The organism is Paenibacillus sp. EKM10P, assembly GCF_011800655.1.
Classification (GTDB): domain Bacteria; phylum Bacillota; class Bacilli; order Paenibacillales; family Paenibacillaceae; genus Paenibacillus; species Paenibacillus polymyxa.
Map to the genome: position 1 here is coordinate 29,835 of NZ_JAALET010000013.1, position 19,737 is coordinate 49,571.

Here is a 19,737-nt window from a genome sequence, read left to right on the forward strand (position 1 = left end):
TAATGGAATCAACAGGGTGTCATGGTCTTCGAAAACGAAAAAAAGTATTTGCACAAGGTCGTCAAGACAGACGAATCCTCTGCAAATACTTCTCCCAGGCGAACGGTACGCTTGATTGTATGCTCCCTCGTGGTTCATTCCACTGACTTCGCCAGTCACATACAGCGTTATATATCTTATATTTTAACAAAATAACAGCAGAAAAGAAACCCGTGAACATTTGCCAAACAGGTTTGGTTAGTTGTCTATATGACAAATGTCATATACCCGAACTGACGTTTATGACTACAGCAGACACAGCGGTCTCCTTATACTGAGCTTAGATCAACATGTACGCCTGACAGGATTAAGGTATGGGCTGCATTTTAAAGGAGGATCATAATGGGTATGACACAACTCCCGTTAGCTCAATTGAAAAAAAATATGGCTCCCTACGAGAAAATAAACACGAAATCCAGCGTTCTGCAACTGTTCAATACCTTGGGACCGCTGATCCTATTGTGGTATGCCGCTTATCTTAGCCTAGCGGTTTCTTACTGGCTGACGCTTCCCATTACCATTATTGCGGCAGGGTTTGTGGTACGGACGTTTATTATTTTTCATGATTGTGGTCATCAATCTTTTTTCAAAAGTCGCAAGCTGAACGATTTTGTGGGAACGATTACAGGTATTATTACGCTCTGCCCTTATCACCAATGGAAAAATAGTCACGCGATCCACCATGCAACCAGCAGTAATCTGGATAAAAGAGGCACAGGTGATATGTGGGTGCTCACAGTAGAAGAGTACACAGCAGCTTCCACATGGACACGGCTGGCCTATCGTATATATCGAAATCCTTGGGTTATGTTCGGCCTAGGTCCAATCTATACTTTTTTGATTTCCTATCGGTTTAATGTCAAGACAGCCAAACGTAAGGAAAAGATAAACACTTATGTGACGAATATATCCATTGTTGCATTGTATGCACTGTTGTGCTGGGCTATTGGTTGGCAGGCATTCCTTCTGGTACAGACGCCTATCTTTTTTGTCTCTGGTATGTTGGGAATCTGGCTGTTCTATGTGCAACACCAGTTTGAGGATTCGTATTTTGAGCATGATGAAGAGTGGAGTTATATTAATGCGGCCGTCGAGGGCAGTTCTTACTACAAGCTTCCTAAAGTATTGCAATGGATTACAGGTAATATTGGTTTTCATCATGTTCACCACTTGAGCCCGAAAGTACCAAATTACAATTTGGAGAAAGCGCATGAAGCGACACCGTTGCTGCAAAAGGCGACCACGATTACGGTGAGTAGCAGTCTGGAATCTTTGAAGTTCCGACTATGGGATGAAAGTACCAAGACCTTTCTGACCTTTAAACAAGTAAAGCCGCTGCTTAGCAAACGTGTTGGCACTTCAAAGCCCATCCCTACGCCTGTTGTAGGCACGGAACGAAAATAACGTTGTACGGAAATTGGTATGATAAAATAAGGGGTATCTAAAGTAGAAAAGGGTGGCAGGATGCAAAAGTGGTATCAGATTTTCCAAAGAAATACGGGACTTAGCCCTTATGTGTGGGTTGTCTTTTATATCCTGCCCTTTTACTATTTTAGCTCTTCATCTACAAGTCATATTATTCTGGGAACTGCTATTATTTTGGTGTTTTTTGCTTGTTATGTACTGGCTTTTGTCTCTCAAGGCTGGCTCATATACTTTTGGACCAGTGTGCAGATTGCTATATCGATTACGATGACGCTGCTATTTAGCTATATGTACTTTTCCATATTTATCGCTTATCTGATTGGTAATATGAAAAGTAAGGCTGCATTTACGACGCTGTATATTATTTTAATGGTGATTACGATTGGATTAATTAATTATGGGTTTGTTTCTCAAAATCCTGTATTCATTAAGCAGATTCCTTTTATCCTGCTCAATCTGATTGGTGTGATCCTCCTGCCGATTACGAACTTTAATCGCAACAAAAGTGATCGGCTTCAGGTCCAATTGGAGGATGCCAATAAAAAAATATCGGAATTGATTAAGTTGGAGGAACGGCAAAGAATCGCGCGTGACCTGCACGATACCTTGGGTCAGAAGCTGTCACTCATTGGACTGAAGAGCGATTTGGCGGGCAAGCTGCTGGACCAGTACCCGGAACGGGCTCATGCCGAAATTAACGATGTTCGTCTTACGGCGAGAAGTGCGTTAAAAGAAGTACGAGAAATGGTTACTCAAATGCGCGGCATGAGACTAGAGGATGAACTGCTGCGTATTCGGCAAATTTTAAAGGCTGCTCACATCGAACTGACCTTGGAAGGCGACCCGAAGCTGGAGCATACGTCATTAATGAATGAAAATGTGCTGAGTATGTGTATGAAGGAAGCCGTAACCAATGTAGTGAAACACAGTGGAGCTACCGCTTGCTCCATCACCATTGAGCCGTCTCGTAAGGAATTGACCCTGCGGATTCAGGATAATGGAGTTGGTATTATGGGAGAAAATGCAGTCTTTCGGGGACATGGTCTGCAAGGCATGAAGGAAAGGCTCGAATTCGTGAACGGATGTATGGAACTGCGTTCAGATCAGGGAACGACCCTGGTCATTAAAGTGCCTAACATCACTGAAAAGCCGAATGAGGAGGTGGGGCCATGATTCGAATCGTCATCGCAGAAGACCAGCGTATGCTGCTGGGTGCTCTAGCCTCCCTGTTGGACTTGGAGGAAGACATGAAAGTAGTCGGAAAAGCAAGCAACGGGGAAGAAGCTATAGAACTGGTAAAGCTGCATCAGCCAGATATATGCATTATGGACATCGAAATGCCGATCAAGAGCGGATTGGATGCGGCAGAGGAACTCAAAGGCTTGAATTGCAAAGTGCTTATTTTAACAACATTTGCTCGCCCAGGATATTTTGAACGGGCAATCAAGGCGGGTACACACGGTTATTTACTCAAGGACAGTCCCAGTGAAGAACTGGCTTCCTCCATTCGCAGTATTATGGCAGGTCGACGTATTTACGCTCCAGAACTGGTTGATGATGCTTATGCCGAGGTCAACCCGCTGACTGAGCGTGAAAAGACCGTTTTGGCCCTTATTGCTGACGGAAAGAACACCAAAGAAATTGCTGGTGAACTGTATTTAACAACAGGGACAGTGCGGAATTATATTTCAGTCATTCTCGATAAGCTGGGTGTCAGCAACCGGATTGAGGCCATTACACGTTTTAATGAAAAAGGTTGGTTTAAATGAGAGACAGACAAAATATTAAGCAGGACAGGGCGTTATGAATCCAAACATAGCTGCTCTGTTTTTTTGTTTTATCCATAGATTTGCTATGCCTCTAGCGTACTTCCTTGTGATACAATAGGATAGTTGTCCACAGGATGGACCCGGAGTACAAGGAGGAGCAGAACCGCATGAAACAAGCCCCGTTTATAGCCGTTGAAGGGCCGATTGGAGCCGGCAAGACGACGTTGGCTTCGATGCTTTCAACCGAGCTACATTTGCCGATGATCAAAGAGATTGTCGAGGAAAACCCGTTTCTCGATAAATTCTATCAAAATATAGATGAGTGGAGCTTTCAGCTGGAAATGTTCTTTCTCTGCAATCGGTATAAGCAGCTAGAGGATACTGGCCTGCAATATATCGAGAAAGCTCAGCCTGTGATTTCAGATTACCATATCTATAAAAATCTGATTTTTGCTGAACGTACACTTAAAGGTGTAAAACTCGAAAAATATCGCCAAATCTATCATTTGCTCACCGATGATATGCCTAAGCCGGACATTATCGTTTATATTAGAGCAGATTTGGATACGTTGCTGAGCAGAATCCGTAAGCGCGGACGCTCCTTTGAACAGGAGATGGACCCTGCCTATCTGGAGCAATTGATTACGGATTATGATAAAGGCATTCAGTTTCTCGCCGAACAGTCACCTGCCCCGCGTATATTGACCGTGAACGGGAATGAAATTGATTTTGTAGAAAACCAGGCACAATTTGAACAAATTGTTTCCGATGTAAAGGAGCTTATATAGTGAATAATTACAACATTCCTGCAAATGCCCTGATTACGGTAGCGGGTACGGTAGGTGTAGGTAAATCCACGTTAACAGGTGCTTTGGCCAGTCGTCTTGGTTTTAAAACCTCGTTAGAGCAAGTCGATCATAATCCGTATCTGGAGAAGTTTTATCACGACTTCGAACGATGGAGCTTTCATCTGCAAATCTATTTTCTCGCGGAACGCTTCAAGGAGCAAAAGAACATTTTCTTGTCTGGTGGAGGTTTTGTGCAGGATCGTTCCATTTATGAGGATACAGGTATTTTTGCGAAAATGCATGCTGATCAGGGAACAATGAACCCTACCGATTACGAAACATATACTAGCCTGTTTGAGGCGATGGTCATGACCCCGTTCTTTCCGCACCCTGATGTGCTGATCTATCTGGAAGGCAGCTTGCCCTCCATACTGAGTCGGATCGAAGAACGCGGCCGCGAAATGGAAATCCAGACCGAGCGATCCTATTGGGAGCAAATGCATCGCAGATATTCCAATTGGATCAACGAATTTGATGCCTGTCCTGTACTGCGTCTCAACATTGATGAGTACGATGTACACGACCCTGCCTCCATGGATGCCATTTTGACAGAAGTGGGCAAGGTAATCTCCACAAAGTAGAGTTATAACCCCAAAAAGCATACAAGGACTGTGGTACAATCAGTATAAATTAAGCTGATAGACCGCAGTCTTTTTTAATATGTGGAAGTATGAGGGATGACAGGCAGTATAGTGGACAAGTCTTGGCTGGAATGCGAGAATAGGAACATATATTAATTGTAATGACTCACGGGAAAGGATGGGATACTGTGATGCGTTTTGGTATCGTTGGAACGAACTGGATAACGGAAAGATTTATTCAAGCTGCGATAGAGACAGACGAATTTTCCCTGACCGCGGTGTACTCACGAACAGAGGAGAAAGGCCAAGCCTTTGCTGATAAATATAGCAGCCAGCCGGAGGTTTTTACAGATCTGGCGCAAATGGCTGCAAGTGATCAGGTGGATGCCGTATACATTGCCAGTCCTAATTCCTTACATGCAGAGCAAGCGATCTTATGTATGAACCATGGAAAGCATGTGCTGTGTGAGAAGCCTTTTGCTTCTAATGCAGCAGAGGTGCAGAGCATGATCGAAGCCGCGCGCAACAACGATGTTCTGTTGATGGAGGCTGTTAAATCCACGCTTATGCCCAACTTTAAAATTATAAAGGATCATATGTATAAAATAGGCCGGGTTCGGCGTTATTTTGCAAGCTACTGTCAATACTCTTCACGCTTTGATGCTTTTAAGCAGGGTAAGGTGCTGAATGCCTTTAATCCGGCTTTTTCAAATGGTTCCTTGATGGATCTGGGAGTGTATTGTTTGTATCCGATGGTGGCATTGTTCGGCAAACCGGATGAGATCCGAGCGGTGGGTGTGCTGTTATCCTCTGGTGTGGACGGCGAGGGCAGCATCGTGATGAAGTATCCGGATATGGATGCGATCGTCATGCATTCCAAAATTACAGATTCCTATTTGCCTGCCGAAATTCAGGGTGAGTATGGAACGATGGTGATCGACAAAATCAGCCAGCCCTATGAGGTGAAAATTCATTATCGGGACGGCACGATTGAGGATTTGACCAAGGCTCAGACGCGTGAGCCCATGTATTATGAAATTCAGGAATTTATGGATCTGATCAAGAGTGGGGAACGCAATAGTTCTATTAACTCTTTGGAGTGTTCACTGGCAGTCGCTGAAGTTATGGAGGAGGCAAGACAACAATTTGGCCTTCGTTATGAAGCGGATTTGAAAAATACTTCTGCACATTAGTCTGTGGCGCATAATCAAGATTAACAATGCACAAAAGGCTGCCGATTTTGCATAACTTTGCAAATATACGGTTAGCCTTATTTGGCTTTGTAGGTCTAAAAAGGTAATCCATGGTGATGACGAGAGTAAGCAGATTGTATTCTTTTTTTATTGACAGATTCTCTTTCATGTCTTAAGGTGTTAACAATACATGATCAACATCAGTTAAATTATCCCATTTTTGTCCACGAAGATTAGGGAGTTTTTTTTAAGTTTTAAATCCGATTAAATCAACCGGATTACTAAATAAGATGGAGGAATACATCAATTGTAGGCGCAAGGGGGAAGCGGTTTGATAAAGTTTGAGCAAGTTAGCAAAATATTTTCCTTACCCAATCGCAAGGTAAATGCACTGGAAGAGGTATCGCTATCGGTTGGAAAGGGAGAAATTTTCGGCGTGATTGGCTTTAGTGGTGCGGGCAAAAGTACGCTGCTGAGGCTTGTCAATTTACTGGAGCGTCCCTCAGAGGGACGGATTGTCGTTAATGATCAGGATATTACCCAGATACGTCCCAAGGAGCTGAGGAATTTAAGAAGGCGGATCGGGATGGTATTCCAAACCTTTAATCTGTTTAACTCTCGTACTGTGTACGGGAATTTGGCTTATCCGCTAAAACTGGCTAAACTTCCTAAGGCTCAGATCGATGCCCGTGTTAAGGAATTGCTACAATTTGTTGGATTGGAGGACAAAGCGGATTCCTATCCAGAGCAGCTATCTGGTGGGCAAAAGCAGCGGGTCGGCATTGCCAGAGCACTGGCGAATTCGCCTGATATTCTGATCTGTGATGAAGCGACCTCAGCACTCGATCCGGAAACGACAGAAGACATATTGAAGCTGCTGAAAAAAGTAAATGAGGATTATCAGATTACCATTTTGCTCATTACCCATGAAATGAATGTGATTCGTAGTATTTGTGATCGTGTGGCAGTAATGGAGAATGGTAGGGTGATTGAGCAAGGGAGTGTATTCGATGTATTTGCCAATCCACAGACGAAGACGACGAAAAATTTTATTCGTTCTGTACTGAATGACCAACTCTCACCCAAGCTGCTGAACAAGATTCGGGAGCATCACGCCGGCCGATTGTACAGACTTGTTTTTCGAGATGGGGCGACAAGTGAACCAGTGCTCTCAAGAGCGACACGTAAGTATAATCTGGATTACAACATTGTATATGGAAGCATTAATGAGCTGCAGGGGGCGCTGTTTGGAAGTTTAATTGTTGAATTAATCGGTGCAGAGGATGAAGTTAACAAGGTCGTGGAGGAACTGCGAACGACGGTGGAAGTCAGGGAGGTGGTCGATCATGAGAGTTAATTGGGATACGTTTTGGCTTAAGATCGTGGAGGCTACAGGGGAAACGCTTTTGATGGTTGTTGTCACGCTGATTTTTGCTAGTATTCTGGGACTTATGATTGGTTTAGTGCTGTATGTGACACGAAAAGGGAGCTTGTTTGAAAACAAATTTGTGTTTATGTCTCTAAACCTGCTGATTAATATCATTCGCCCGATTCCGTTTATTATTTTTTTAGTGGCGATTAGTCCGGTTACACGTTTAGTCATAGGAACTACGATTGGCACCTCGGCAGCTATTTTTCCAATGACTATTGTAGCAGCCTTTGCAGTTGCAAGAATTGTAGAAAACAATCTGGTCTCCATTGATCCAGGGATGATCGAAGCAGCCAAGGCGCTGGGGGCAACTCCCTTTCAGATCATCACGGGTGTGCTGATTCGGGAAGCACTGGGACCTTTAATTCTTGGTTTGACGTTTATTACGGTGGCCTTGATCGATTTCTCTGCTATGGCTGGCACTGTGGGCGGAGGGGGTCTCGGGAATCTGGCCATGACCTATGGTTATCAACGATTCGATACTTCGGTTATGATCGTCACGATTGTTTTGCTGATCGTCTTTGTACAGGTCGCCCAATATGCGGGGAACTACTTGTCTCGTAAATTCCTACGTCGTTAATTGGAAAACAAGGATTATACATAATGATAAAGGAGAAATGAAAATGAAAAAAATATTTCGCTTAGGTTTGCTGGCTATTCTTAGTGTCTCGGTTCTTTCTGCTTGCTCAGCTAATGGTTCAGGCTCCAATGGTAATGAAAAAGTACATGTTAAAATTGGGGTTTCAGGATCAGAGGATACGTATTGGGATGTGCTTAAGAAGAAAGCAGAAGCCAAAAACATTGAAATTGAGCTGATCAGCTTTTCGGATTATACCTTACCCAATAAGGCACTTGCGAATAAAGAGGTGGATTTGAATTCCTTTCAGCATTTGGCCTTTCTCAGCCAATTTAATGTAGAAAATGATGTGAATCTCGTCCCTATTGGTGCAACGATTATCGCTCCCATGGCGCTGTACTCCGAAAAATTCAAAAACGTATCGGATATTCCTGCTGGCTCCAAAATTGCTATACCGGATGACCCCTCCAACCAGGGACGGGCTTTGAAATTGCTCCAGTCTGCCGGATTGATTACATTGAAGCAAGGCTCAGGCCTGTATCCGACCCCAGATGAGATCGAAGGGAATCCCAAAAAGCTAGAGATTGTTCCTGTTGTCGCCCAACAGACGCCGCGCGTCTTGTCTGATGTAGCTGCCTCAGCTGTGAACAGCGGTGTTGCTACGGATGCCGGGCTCAAGCTGGATGGAGCCATTTACAAGGATGATGCAAGCAGTGAAGAAGCGAAGCCATATGTGAACGTGTTTGCTGCCCGTGCAGAGGATAAAGATAATGCGACCTACAAGACGATCGTGGATTTGTACCATGACGCTGATGTAGCCGAGGCTGTAAAGCAGGATTCCAAAGGAGCTAATGTCGTAGTAGACCAGTCTGCCGAGGAGCTGCAGGCTACATTGGATAAGCTGGTGGCGGATGTTAAAGCGCAAAAGAAATAAGGATATCTGATAGAAGTTAACTTGGAAGCATATAAAAACTACTATTATTGAAATGAGGAGAGATTGCGATGAGTACAGCGAATACGGTGGATACCCAAAGACAGCGGATTATTGAGAAAATTGAGGAGTCTCGTCAGCTCTACACGGAGACGAGCCGGTTTATTCACGCTAATCCCGAAATCGGCAATCAGGAATTTCAAGCTTCCAAGGCACTGACGGGTATTTTGGAGCAAGCGGGATTTGAGGTAACCCGTAATGTAGCGGGACACGAAACCGGATTTGTTGCTCGCAAGACTTCGGCTAGACCAGGTCCGAAAATTGGATATCTGGCTGAATATGATGCACTGCCCGGTCTGGGCCATGCTTGCGGCCACAATATTATCGGGACCGCAAGTACGGCAGCAGCTATCGCTTTGGCACAGGTGATTGATGAGACGGGGGGCGAGGTGTATGTGTTCGGTACTCCTGCGGAAGAAGGCGGTCCTAATGGAAGTGCAAAAGGCAGCTTCGTGAAGCATGGGCTGTTCGAAGGAATTGATGCTGCACTGATGGTTCATCCATCAGGTATGACCCGGCTGACCTCACCGAGCCTGGCAGTTGACCCGCTAGACTTTCATTTTTACGGCAAAGCGGCTCATGCCGCAGGATCACCAGAGCAGGGAATCAATGCGCTCGATGCGGTGCTGCAATTGTTCAGCGGGATCAATGCTTTGCGCCAGCAACTGCCGACCGATGTGCGTATTCATGGCATCATTACGCATGGAGGTGACGCACCCAATATCATTCCGGATTATGCGTCGGCGCGCTTTTTCATTCGGGCAAGCACTTGGCAGCGCACAGAGGAGGTTTCCACGAAAGTTCGCCACATAGCTGACGCTGCTGCTTTGGCAACGGGAGCCACTGTGAAAATCGAACGTTTTCAAAATGAAGTGCGCGACTTCATACTGAACGATACGCTGGACGAGGTCGTCGGTCGTGAACTGGAAGCGCTGGGAGAACAGCTGGATCGTGGCCCTCGTGCCGGGCTGGGTTCGACAGATGCGGGAAATGTGAGCCATGTTGTCCCGACTGCACATGCTTACATTAAAATCGGCCCGGATGATCTCATCGCTCATACGATAGAGTTCCGGGAAGCAGCGGGTTCTGTCAAGGGAGAGGAAGCCTTGGTGACTGGAGCCAAAGCGTTAGCCTTGTCAGGCTTGGAGCTACTGGTGAATGAAACCCTGCTGGTTGCGGTGAAGGAGGATTTTAAGCGTACGCATCCAGCGGCGCAGTAAGCATCAGCGCTTTGATAGCTTCTATCCTAATAGCATAAAGAGGATATCTTACTGTCTTGTTGACTGTAAAGATATCCTTTTTTATTTTTACAAAGCACTGCATCCCAGCAAATAACGTATTAACAATTGATTGTTATGATCATATTTATAACTTTTACATATTAACTGCACAGAGGAGTGTACACATGTTTAAGAAGTTTCAAAAGTGGTCAGCAACATCTATGTCTGTTGCTCTTGCGCTAGGTTTGATTACGGGCATGTCAGCTTTGCCTGTTCATGCTGAGTCACCAGTGAACACAGATCAAGGTATTAGTAAAGTTACAGCTACATTTTATGGAGACACCAAAGCCTCCAAAGGATTTACCTGGTATACTTCAAAACTTTTCACGAAGAGCACGGTTCAAGTAACCAAGAAAACCGCTTCTGAAGCTGATTTTACGAGTGCTCTTACATTTGAAGGTACTTCCTCTCCATCAACCAATTCTCCAGAAGAGCTTGTCCATAAAGCCGTAGCAACAGGTCTTCAAGCGGACACAGCTTATTATTATCGTGTGGGTGATGCAGCGCGTGGGATATGGAGCGAAACAGGTACGTTCCAAACAGCTCCTAAGAGCGGTGAATTTACCTTCATTGATCTAGCTGATACACAAGCAAAAAGCGAAGATGAAGCCATATTGTCTTCACAGACGCTCGAAAAAGCACTTCAAACCGTAGGTAATGCTCAGTTTGTAGTTCACAACGGGGATATCGTAGATACCGGTACCAAAGAAGAGCAGTGGAACTGGTTGTTGGGGCATTCACAAAAAAGCCTTTTGAATACAACCATTGTTCCTTCAGCAGGTAATCATGAGGATGAGAACTATGCTTTTTATGATCACTTTAATATTAGCCAACCAGCTGGTTCAGCTACTAAAACAGGAGCGTACTACTCCTTTGATTACAGCAATGCTCACTTTATCGTACTGAACTCCAATGAGGACTCAGAGAAATATGCCAATTTTTCTGAAGACCAAGTTGAATGGTTAAAGAAAGATGCTGCGGCAGCCAAAAAGGCAGGTGCAAAGTGGATCATTGTGAATATTCATAAAGGTCCTTACACTACCTCTAACCATGCAACAGATGCTGACATCATGGATAACAATGGAGTTCGTAACCAAATCGCTCCACTCATGGACAAACTTGATATCGACTTTGTCGTGCAGGGGCACGATCATATTTATGCTCGGACGAAACCAATCAACCAAGAGGGTAAAGCAACAACGCCAACCAAATTAAAAGATAGATTAAATGAAAAGACGATTGAATATAGTGTGAATCCGGATGGAAGTATCTATGTCATCCCGGCAACCGCTGGCCCCAAGGTCTACTACAAAAACCCAAGCGAAAAACTTGGAGATAAGTATTATAATCTCTTTGAACTAGCTGAAGAGAATCATGCGGCAGTCTATGGCCCAGATCCGAGTGACAATCGTAGACCTGTACGAGGACAGGTACAAAATTTTGTGGGCATCACCGTAGACGAAAATAAACTTACAGCCGTAACGTATGAAATTGATCAAAACAAAAATGATGCCAAACCTTTTATTGTGGATCAGTTCGGAATCATCAAAAAATATTAGTATATATTGATTTAATGGTCTCTAAATGATCTCTAAATGATCATACAAGGATATCCTACAGTCTGTTTGGCTGCAAGGATATCCTTTTTCATTTCCTTATAGGGCCGGGACTTTCTTATAGAGAGACGTCTGAAGTGGTGCTTGTAATACTTACGCCCTGTTCGGAAGCGGGTACATCGTACATAATGCTATTAACAGATCCAAAGTTTAAAAGTAGAGTATTCAATTTTACATAGATAATTTTTTTGCAAAATAAGGGAGGATACAACGATGGCTTATCAAGAAATGAATGGAGTACGCGTATGGGGAGCACCTGATCCGGGGGCACTATCTCAAGCCCGCACATGTGCCGAAAATGGCAATGTGATTCAGGCGCTGCTGATGGCAGATCATCATAAAGGCTACAGTCAGCCGATTGGTGGTGTGGTGGTATATGACGGACAAATTTCACCTTCAGGTGTGGGGTATGATATCGGCTGTGGAAATAAGGCGGTAAGAACCAAGCTGTCTGCAGCAGATATTATGCCGCGTATTTCAACCGTGATGAATGAGATTGCACGTCAGATTTCGTTTGGCGTAGGTCGTGTGAATGAGGTTCAGGTAGACCATGAGCTGTTCGATGACCCGGATTGGGCGGTATATGCAGCGATTGGGAAGCAAGAGCATGACAAACTGAAGACCTTGGCGAGAGAACAGCTGGGTACAGTAGGAAGTGGCAATCATTTTGTTGATGTATTTGTGGAGGAAGCGACAGGACAGGTCTGGATTGCCAATCATTTCGGCAGCCGGGGCTTTGGTCACAAAACAGCAAGCGGGTTTCTAAATTTGGCCGCAGGACGGGAGTTCCTCGGAAAGGCGCCAGGAGAACATATGGATCAGCCGCCTGTGCTGCTGGATATGAACAGTGAGCTGGGGGACATGTACTACCGTGCGATGCGCCTTGCCGGACGTTATGCTTATGCCGGACGTGACTATGTGATAGAACAAGTGCTTGGTATTATGGGGACTGAAGCGGACTTTACGGTGCATAACCACCATAATTACGCGTGGAAAGAACAGCATGATGGACGCGACACCATTGTGGTCCGCAAAGGTGCAACCCCCTCGGCCCCTGGTCAAATGGGCTTTATTGGAGGAAGCATGGGCGATATCTCGGTGATTGTACGTGGAAAAGATTCGGTAGAAAATCGGGATTCCTACTATAGTACAGTTCATGGTGCAGGGCGTATTATGAGTCGTACCCAGGCAGCTGGTAAAATGAATTGGAAGACCCGTACGCGTAGCGGTGGGCAGATTACGGACCTACAGATGAAGGAGGCCGTTCGAAACTACGGTGTCGAGCTGCGCGGAGCAGGTACTGATGAGAGTCCGTTCGTCTACCGCAAACTGCGTGAGGTGCTGGACGCTCATTCCGAGACCGTGGAAGTTATGCATGTGCTGAAGCCGATCGGGGTATGCATGGCTGGGGCCAATGAGTTTGACCCTTATAAGGATTAATGAAATGATTTAACAATAAAAAGGGACTATACCCGACAGGAATGATCATTCGTCGGGCATAGTCCTTCTGAGTTATGTAGTGCCTCTCAATCTTACAGTTGATCAGCAAAAAGCTGTTCTTTAATATAAGCGACAGGCATTTCTTGTCCTGTCCATAATTCGAAGGCAAGTGCGCCCTGCCACAGCATCATGCCCAGACCGTTAATGGCGGTTGCACCTACAGACTCAGCTTGTTCAATCAGCTTGGATTTGGCTGGGCTGTATACAACATCGGTCACGATCAGATCGGAACGAAGCATGGACACATCCTCAATGACACTTTTACCTTCCAGCGGTTTCATACCGACACCTGTACCGTTAGCGAAAATATGACTTGTAAGAATCTCTTCACGTAGCTTCTCTTGATTCTCTAATGCATAGATATTCGCTTTGACTTGGGTATGTTTCATCTCTTCATTAATAATACGAACATTCTCTTCCGCCCGGGCAAAGAACTGGTCATTACGAGCGAAAATTGAAATTTCAGCGAGACCAGCCCGAGCGGCTTCAATAGCAATCGGCGTTGCAGCACCGCCTGAACCGACGAGTGTCATTTTCTTACCTTTCAGATCAATGCCGTGCTCCTGCAAGTTGCGAACATAACCAGATCCATCTGTACTGTAGCCTTTCAGCTTACCATCCGTATTCACGACGGTATTGACGGCACCTGTAAATTTAGCGCTGTCGTCCAGCTCGTCAAGGTACTGTAAGATCGCTGTTTTGTTAGGCATGGACACGTTGTAGCCGCGTATGTTTAGAGCGCGCATTCCCCGTACTACTTCTTCGAGTTGTTCATTGCCTACTTCAAAGGCCATATATGCGTTGTTCAGCCCCAGTTTTTCAAACGCAAGATTATGCATAGCCGGGGACAAAGAATGTCCGATCGGTGTAGCAAGCAGTCCGATTAATTGTGTTCTTCCGTCAATACGTCCAGCATTTTTCATAATAAGCCTCCAAGTGATCTGTGTAGTTTAATGAAACACTTTTTTATATCGATAAGCAACAAACACGGCCAGCAAAATACTGACTACGGCAATCGCAATATCCAGAATGAATACCGAGGTAATTCCCAGACTTTTGGACATGCTCCCGGTAGCCAAAGGCATCAGGATGAACGATAGGCTGGCTGCTATGTTCACGAGAGAAGTCGTAGTTCCTTTGTTCTTGCGGAAAAATTCCGTCATAACCGTGAGGGCAATTTGGAATATGCCTGCGGTGGACAAACCGATTAAGAATGAACTGATCAAAGTAGCGACAGGATTGTGCCATACAATTAAAGCCAGCAAAGAAAGCAGGGCAATAAGCGGGTACACAATCATGACGGTAATGGGCTTAATGAATCTACCAAGTACCACAGCCAACAAAATAACGGAAACTAGTGAACCTATACTATAGTAGCTAAGCAGCTTAATGGCGCTGGCTTTGTCCATGCCCAGAGCCTCTTGTCCAAATGTAGGAAGCCATAGCTGCACGATCATGAACAATACAGTGGAAGTAAAACCGATAATAATCAGAGACAAACCTTCTTGCCAAAACTTGGGCTCGCTGTGGAACGAATCCGTTGATTGACCAGTCTCGGTTGGAGCCTTTTGTTCCTCTGCTTTGTGGTTGGGGAAACCGGTCATCGACAAGAAGATCCCGTTCAGCAGATAAATTCCTGCAGGAATAAAGAAGGAATATCCATAGAACATATCGTGGTTAATAAAAAATGCAATCATGAACGGAATAACAATGGCACCGATCGAGATGGATGCTTTGACCAGGACGGTTGCAGACCCGGCTTTTTTTCCGAACCCTTCAATGAGTGCGGGATAAGTCCCCGCATCCATCATAGAGTTGCAGAGCCCTGCGATAATGGCAAACACGAATGCCAACGTGTAGTTAGGTGCAAGCGGAATGCCGATCAGGAAGATTAAATAAGCAAATGATGCAATAACAATGAGTGGTTTCCTTCCGTATTTATCTGACATTTTTCCGGCTACTCCGAGAGCAAGCAGTTTACCGATTCCAATCGCTGACACCAGATAGCCGATGGCCGCTTTATCCGTGTTCAATTGCACGGTCAGAAAGCTCATATTCGACGAGAGAATAACATTAATCATACCCAGAAGAAAATAGTTGATATAAAGCCCTGTTGCCATTCTGATATAAGGATTTTTCATAAGTGTAACTCCCAACTTAAATTTTAGATCAATGGCCTAGATAGGCATCGTCCAGGTCTATTAAAGTGCGCTCACAAACAAGTGAAAATATTCACATAATGTCTATGTCTTAATTATATAAGGGGTGTTATTATAATTCCAATGCATATTTTTATCGTTTTTCATAGTTTGAATCTATAATTTAAAATATGAATTAAAGAGGGAGCGTACATCCTTATGAACCTGAAGCACTTACAATATTTTCGTGTACTTGCAGAGATGGAGCATTTTACCCAGGCAGCTGCGCGGCTATGTATCACTCAACCCAGTTTAAGTCATGCGATTTCAGAATTAGAAAAGGATTTGGGCGTTCATCTGTTTGAAAAGCAGGGGAGGAATATTCGACTAAACAAATACGGGCGATTTTTTCTGAAGTATGTGGAGCACGCGATGGATGAATTGGAAAAGGGGGAGTATAACTTACGGGAATTAGTGAGTCCAAGCCATGGGAATATAGATTTGGCGTTCATTTACACGTTAGGTTCACACTTCATTCCAGCGATAATCCAAGCCTTTTCAGCTCTGGATGCCCGTAAAGACATTTCCTTTTCGTTTCACCAAGGGAATACGAACGATATTATTCAAGGCCTGAAGCAGGAACACTATGACGTGGCGTTCTGCTCTCACGTGGAAAATGAACCAGATGTAGAGTTTATTCCGCTGGCTCAGCAGGAATTGGTGGTCATTGTTTCTCCTGATCATCCGCTGGCTTCTCTGGACCAAATCGACCTCAAAGATACAGCGGATTACCCGGTGATCTTCTTTAACAAAAAGAGTGGGGTTCGGCCCATTATTGAAAATTTGTTCGCCAAGGCAGGCGTTACGCCACAGATTATTTGCGAGATTGAAGAAGATACGGCAATGGCTGGGCTGGTGTCTATTAATTACGGGATCGGAGTTATGCCCCGCATTTCATCGTTAGATTATTTTAACGTCAAAACATTGCCTATTGTAAATCCAGAATACGAACGTTTTATCTACCTAGCCAGCATTAAAAATAGATATTTATCCCCGGCAGTAGTAGAGTTTCGGAACTTTGCCCTAAGTTATGGCAAGGAGTTTTATCTAAAAACGCATCAGCGTGTCTAAGCTGGAGTCTCGCAATATTTAAACTTGATAAATTTTAAATTGTGTTCTATACTTCATCATCGACACAAGCAATGTGAAATGATTCACGTTTTGATACTACAAGACTTACTTACAAAAGCAGGTGATTTCATGATGAAACGTTCTTCTATTCCAGTGGCGACAGGTTTGTATGTGAACTATCTTTTGTTTGGCATGTTTAATATTATGCTGGCGTCGCACATGTCCTTTTTAACAGAGCATTTGCATACAGATCAGGCGGGCATTAGCCTTTTGGTTTCCGCGATGGGGTTTGGCAGACTATTTACGCTGTACATATCCGGCGTGCTCTCCGACCGCTATGGTCGCAAACCGTTCATTGTGGCCGCAGGGCTGCTGATGGCCGTATTTTTGGTCGGTATACCGCTGAGTCCCACCTTTGAGATGGCGATGGTACTGGCTGTGCTGGCAGGTGTAGCGAATTCTTTTCTTGATTCAGGTACTTATCCGGCTCTGATCGAGGCTTTCCCCCAATCCTCTGGTTCGGCTACAGTGTTGGTGAGAGGTTTTATATCCATTGGGGCGGCATTTTTACCGCTAATGATTATCTTTTTTATGAATCACGATATTTTTTACGGGTTCTCTTTCTTTATACCAGCATTGATATTTGCATTAAATGCGGTCTACTTGTTCAGAATGAAGTTTCCAGACATGCGGGTACAGCCCACCAAGGAGCAAAGTGGCGGTACTACTGTATCTGGCGCCGAGCAGACAGGAAATTTAAAGGCTAATGATGCGAGTAAACCGCGGTTTTGGCAGGAAGGTGTATGTCTTATTCTGCTTGGATTTACGGGACCTACTTTGCTGTATATTGTGCAGTTATGGCTGCCTACGTTTGGACAACAGTTTATCGGCATGACGGAATCAGAGTCTCTCAGACTATTAGTTTATTACAATATGGGTTCGCTGGTTTCCGTGTTTGTATTGGTCATTGTATTGGGAAAATGGGTTAAACCTGTTCATATCATCCTTATTTATCCTTGTATTTCCTTGTTGGCTTTTGGAGCGCTTCTTCTTTTCAAATCAGGGGCCGCCGCCATTATCTGTGCGAGTGTCATCGGGTTTTCTATATCGGGTGTACTTCAGTTGACGTTAACTGTAATGAGCGAATTTTTTAGTCAACGAAAAGGACAGATTACCGGGTTTATTTACACCGCAACTTCGCTGTCCTATACGCTTATTCCCGTGTTTACAGGCTTTCTTTTGAAGCATTCTCAAATTTCCAGTGTGTTTATGCTGGCTATTATCGTGAATGTGCTCGGGATCGTACTGGCGGTGTTTGTTAACTTTCGTTACAGTGCCGTTTTTCCTGCAAAACGAGAATTGTCTCCTCAAATTGTACTGGATACGAAATAACTAGCGACTGAACCTAATCATCTGCATGCTTATTCAGAATGCGTTATACTATGAATTATTGTGAATGTTCGACTTGAAACTGTAATTGGGGAGTGAGATAGATATGGCAAAAATCGTAAAGGTAAAAGATGTACGGATCGGTGAAGGAGCGCCTAAAATATGTGTCCCCATGGTGGGAGAAACGTTGGAGCAGTTGAAGGAAGAGGCTGCCCATTTACGTACACTCGACCTGGATATCGTAGAGTGGAGAGTCGATTTTTTCGAGCATGTGGAGGAGCTGGAAAAGGTAAAGGCTGCCTTACATGAGATTCGGTCTATTTTAGCCAATATTCCACTCGTATTTACGTTCCGTAGCGCCCGAGAAGGTGGAGAAAAGGAAATCAGTGCGGCAAGCTATGTAGAATTGAATCGTACAATAGCCGAAACGGGACAAGTAGATATGATTGATGTAGAGCTTTTTAATGAGGAAGCTGATGTGAAGATGCTGATAGAAGCGGCACATAAGCATAACGTGTATGTTATTATTTCAAACCATGATTTTCAAAAGACACCGCCGAAGGAGGAAATTGTGTCCCGGTTGCGTAAGGCACAGGAATTGGGCGGCGATCTGCCTAAAGTAGCGGTGATGCCAACCAATACGGCCGACGTATTGACCTTGTTGGACGCCACACGCACCATGGCAGAGGAGTATGCGGATCGGCCGATTATCACGATGTCGATGGCGGGAAAAGGTGTCGTGAGCCGTCTGACCGGAGAGCTATTTGGTTCAGCGTTGACTTTTGGTGCTGCCAAGAAGGCTTCTGCACCGGGACAGATTCCTGTCACTGAACTGAGAGAAATATTGCAGGTGCTGCATAGCCACTCTTAAAAGATGCAATTACTACCCACTAGCGAGCAAGGAATTCATAGTGAACACAAAAGGAGGACCCCATGCGATAAGCATGCTGGGGTCCTCCTTTTTGTAATGCTTAATTCAATCCCCGAGTAGGTTCATACAATTCCCAACCCAGATTCAGTGTTTGAATAATATAGTCTGCGACTTCTTCCGCATCCAACTGATCGGTATCGATCTTGGAGTGATTCACCGCGTAAATGTCCTGTCTGGAACGGAAAAGATCTTCAATTTCCTCTAACGTCTTGTTTTGCAGATTAGGGCGGGTGTCAATCAGCATCTTGAGCCGATCTTTCCAGGAATCCCAATTTAAATCCAAGAAGAACACAATGGAGGAAGCCAAACAAGCCTGCTTCACCTCTTCCTGTAGAAACGCGCCACCGCCAACAGAAATGATTTTAAGACGCGTATTGCTGCACAACTTCAAAATATGCTCTTTTTCAATCTCACGGAAACGCTTCTCTCCGTAAGTTTTGAAAATTTCTGTTGTAGGCATGTTGTACTCTTGTTCAATCTCCTGATCAATATCCACGAAATCGCGATAAAGCTTGCGCGCTAGATGGGAACCGATCGTTGTTTTGCCCACGCCCATAAAGCCGATGAGCACAATATTTTGTTCTTTTAATGGAATCTCACTATTGTTTTGCACATAACCACTCTTTTCTCACCAGTAATGTTGAGATGTAACGCTTCAAAGCACTAAATACATTATACGTTCATCAACCGTGTCATTCAATAGTATAGAGCACATCAGCAATGAGGTATACGATAAAAGAGACTCTGATTACCAATGGAGTGATAGAACAGCAGATAAAAAACTAGGTATTCAAGTGTTATGTAATGCGTAAATGGAAGAAAAACAAACTTGTACAAGTATAAAAGAGGCAATATTGTGTACTTAATTGAAAAAAAGGACATATTTTGCCGAAAAACGTA

The 19,737-nt window shown here is 44.4% G+C and carries 18 protein-coding genes and 1 riboswitch; of the genes, 15 read left to right on the forward strand and 3 right to left on the reverse strand.

What is annotated here, in order from left to right; genetic code table 11:
- Nucleotides 1-85 precede the first annotated feature (85 nt).
- Nucleotides 86-169: riboswitch (ZMP/ZTP riboswitch) on the reverse strand.
- Nucleotides 170-381: 212 nt separating this feature from the next.
- The 12 genes from desA to HFE01_RS22210 all read left to right on the forward strand — a co-directional run bounded on the left by desA (nucleotide 382) and on the right by HFE01_RS22210 (nucleotide 13,188).
- The gene (desA, locus tag HFE01_RS22155) at nucleotides 382-1,443 is read left to right on the forward strand and encodes a Delta(5) desaturase DesA (RefSeq protein ID WP_167438509.1); all 1,062 of its coding nucleotides are present in this window, start codon (nucleotides 382-384) and stop codon (nucleotides 1,441-1,443) included.
- A gap of 60 nt (nucleotides 1,444-1,503) precedes the next feature.
- Entirely contained in the window at nucleotides 1,504-2,637 is a 1,134-nt protein-coding gene (locus tag HFE01_RS22160) for a sensor histidine kinase (protein WP_016819851.1), read from the forward strand.
- Nucleotides 2,634-3,233: a response regulator transcription factor gene (locus HFE01_RS22165; protein WP_017426246.1), complete on the forward strand. Its 600-nt coding sequence runs from the start codon at nucleotides 2,634-2,636 to the stop codon at nucleotides 3,231-3,233. Before HFE01_RS22160 ends, HFE01_RS22165 begins: the two co-directional genes overlap by 4 nt.
- Before the next feature lie 167 nt (nucleotides 3,234-3,400).
- Nucleotides 3,401-4,021, forward strand: coding sequence for a deoxynucleoside kinase (locus tag HFE01_RS22170; protein ID WP_016819853.1), 621 nt, complete (start codon nucleotides 3,401-3,403; stop codon nucleotides 4,019-4,021).
- Nucleotides 4,021-4,662 (forward strand): deoxynucleoside kinase, encoded by a 642-nt coding sequence (locus HFE01_RS22175; protein ID WP_017426248.1) that lies wholly within the window; start codon nucleotides 4,021-4,023, stop codon nucleotides 4,660-4,662. The genes HFE01_RS22170 and HFE01_RS22175 overlap by 1 nt, the downstream gene beginning before the upstream one ends.
- Before the next feature lie 191 nt (nucleotides 4,663-4,853).
- On the forward strand, nucleotides 4,854-5,855 hold the full coding sequence (locus tag HFE01_RS22180; protein WP_016819855.1) for a Gfo/Idh/MocA family protein: 1,002 nt from the start codon (nucleotides 4,854-4,856) through the stop codon (nucleotides 5,853-5,855).
- Nucleotides 5,856-6,186: 331 nt separating this feature from the next.
- A complete protein-coding gene (locus HFE01_RS22185) occupies nucleotides 6,187-7,212 on the forward strand; it encodes a methionine ABC transporter ATP-binding protein (protein WP_167438510.1) in 1,026 nt (341 codons plus the stop codon).
- On the forward strand, nucleotides 7,202-7,864 hold the full coding sequence (locus HFE01_RS22190; protein ID WP_016819857.1) for a methionine ABC transporter permease: 663 nt from the start codon (nucleotides 7,202-7,204) through the stop codon (nucleotides 7,862-7,864). Before HFE01_RS22185 ends, HFE01_RS22190 begins: the two co-directional genes overlap by 11 nt.
- A gap of 43 nt (nucleotides 7,865-7,907) precedes the next feature.
- On the forward strand, nucleotides 7,908-8,795 hold the full coding sequence (locus tag HFE01_RS22195) for a MetQ/NlpA family ABC transporter substrate-binding protein (protein ID WP_016819858.1): 888 nt from the start codon (nucleotides 7,908-7,910) through the stop codon (nucleotides 8,793-8,795).
- A 68-nt stretch (nucleotides 8,796-8,863) separates the two neighbouring features.
- Entirely contained in the window at nucleotides 8,864-10,072 is a 1,209-nt protein-coding gene (locus HFE01_RS22200; protein WP_167438511.1) for a M20 family metallopeptidase, read from the forward strand.
- Nucleotides 10,073-10,257: 185 nt separating this feature from the next.
- A complete protein-coding gene (locus HFE01_RS22205; protein WP_167438512.1) occupies nucleotides 10,258-11,691 on the forward strand; it encodes a purple acid phosphatase family protein in 1,434 nt (477 codons plus the stop codon).
- Between the two features lie 270 nt (nucleotides 11,692-11,961).
- Nucleotides 11,962-13,188: an RtcB family protein gene (locus HFE01_RS22210; protein WP_167438513.1), complete on the forward strand. Its 1,227-nt coding sequence runs from the start codon at nucleotides 11,962-11,964 to the stop codon at nucleotides 13,186-13,188.
- A gap of 92 nt (nucleotides 13,189-13,280) precedes the next feature.
- Here HFE01_RS22210 and HFE01_RS22215 read toward each other — a convergent pair whose 3' ends face one another.
- Both HFE01_RS22215 and HFE01_RS22220 read right to left on the reverse strand, forming a co-directional pair.
- Nucleotides 13,281-14,171 carry a shikimate dehydrogenase gene (locus tag HFE01_RS22215; protein ID WP_044787142.1) on the reverse strand — a complete coding sequence of 297 codons (891 nt, stop codon included), beginning with the start codon at nucleotides 14,169-14,171 and terminating at the stop codon, nucleotides 13,281-13,283.
- A 27-nt stretch (nucleotides 14,172-14,198) separates the two neighbouring features.
- Nucleotides 14,199-15,389: an MFS transporter gene (locus tag HFE01_RS22220; RefSeq protein ID WP_016819863.1), complete on the reverse strand. Its 1,191-nt coding sequence runs from the start codon at nucleotides 15,387-15,389 to the stop codon at nucleotides 14,199-14,201.
- A 216-nt stretch (nucleotides 15,390-15,605) separates the two neighbouring features.
- On the opposite strand from HFE01_RS22220, the gene HFE01_RS22225 reads away from it, so the two are divergent.
- From HFE01_RS22225 to aroD, 3 genes are all read left to right on the forward strand, one after another.
- Nucleotides 15,606-16,517, forward strand: coding sequence for a LysR family transcriptional regulator (locus HFE01_RS22225; RefSeq protein ID WP_016819864.1), 912 nt, complete (start codon nucleotides 15,606-15,608; stop codon nucleotides 16,515-16,517).
- Nucleotides 16,518-16,649: 132 nt separating this feature from the next.
- Nucleotides 16,650-17,909, forward strand: a complete 1,260-nt coding sequence (locus HFE01_RS22230) for an MFS transporter (protein ID WP_243208232.1) — start codon at nucleotides 16,650-16,652, stop codon at nucleotides 17,907-17,909.
- Nucleotides 17,910-18,012: 103 nt separating this feature from the next.
- Nucleotides 18,013-18,777 carry a type I 3-dehydroquinate dehydratase gene (aroD, locus tag HFE01_RS22235; protein ID WP_167438515.1) on the forward strand — a complete coding sequence of 255 codons (765 nt, stop codon included), beginning with the start codon at nucleotides 18,013-18,015 and terminating at the stop codon, nucleotides 18,775-18,777.
- A gap of 100 nt (nucleotides 18,778-18,877) precedes the next feature.
- Here aroD and HFE01_RS22240 read toward each other — a convergent pair whose 3' ends face one another.
- Nucleotides 18,878-19,450, reverse strand: a complete 573-nt coding sequence (locus HFE01_RS22240; RefSeq protein WP_016819867.1) for a shikimate kinase — start codon at nucleotides 19,448-19,450, stop codon at nucleotides 18,878-18,880.
- Nucleotides 19,451-19,737 lie beyond the last annotated feature (287 nt).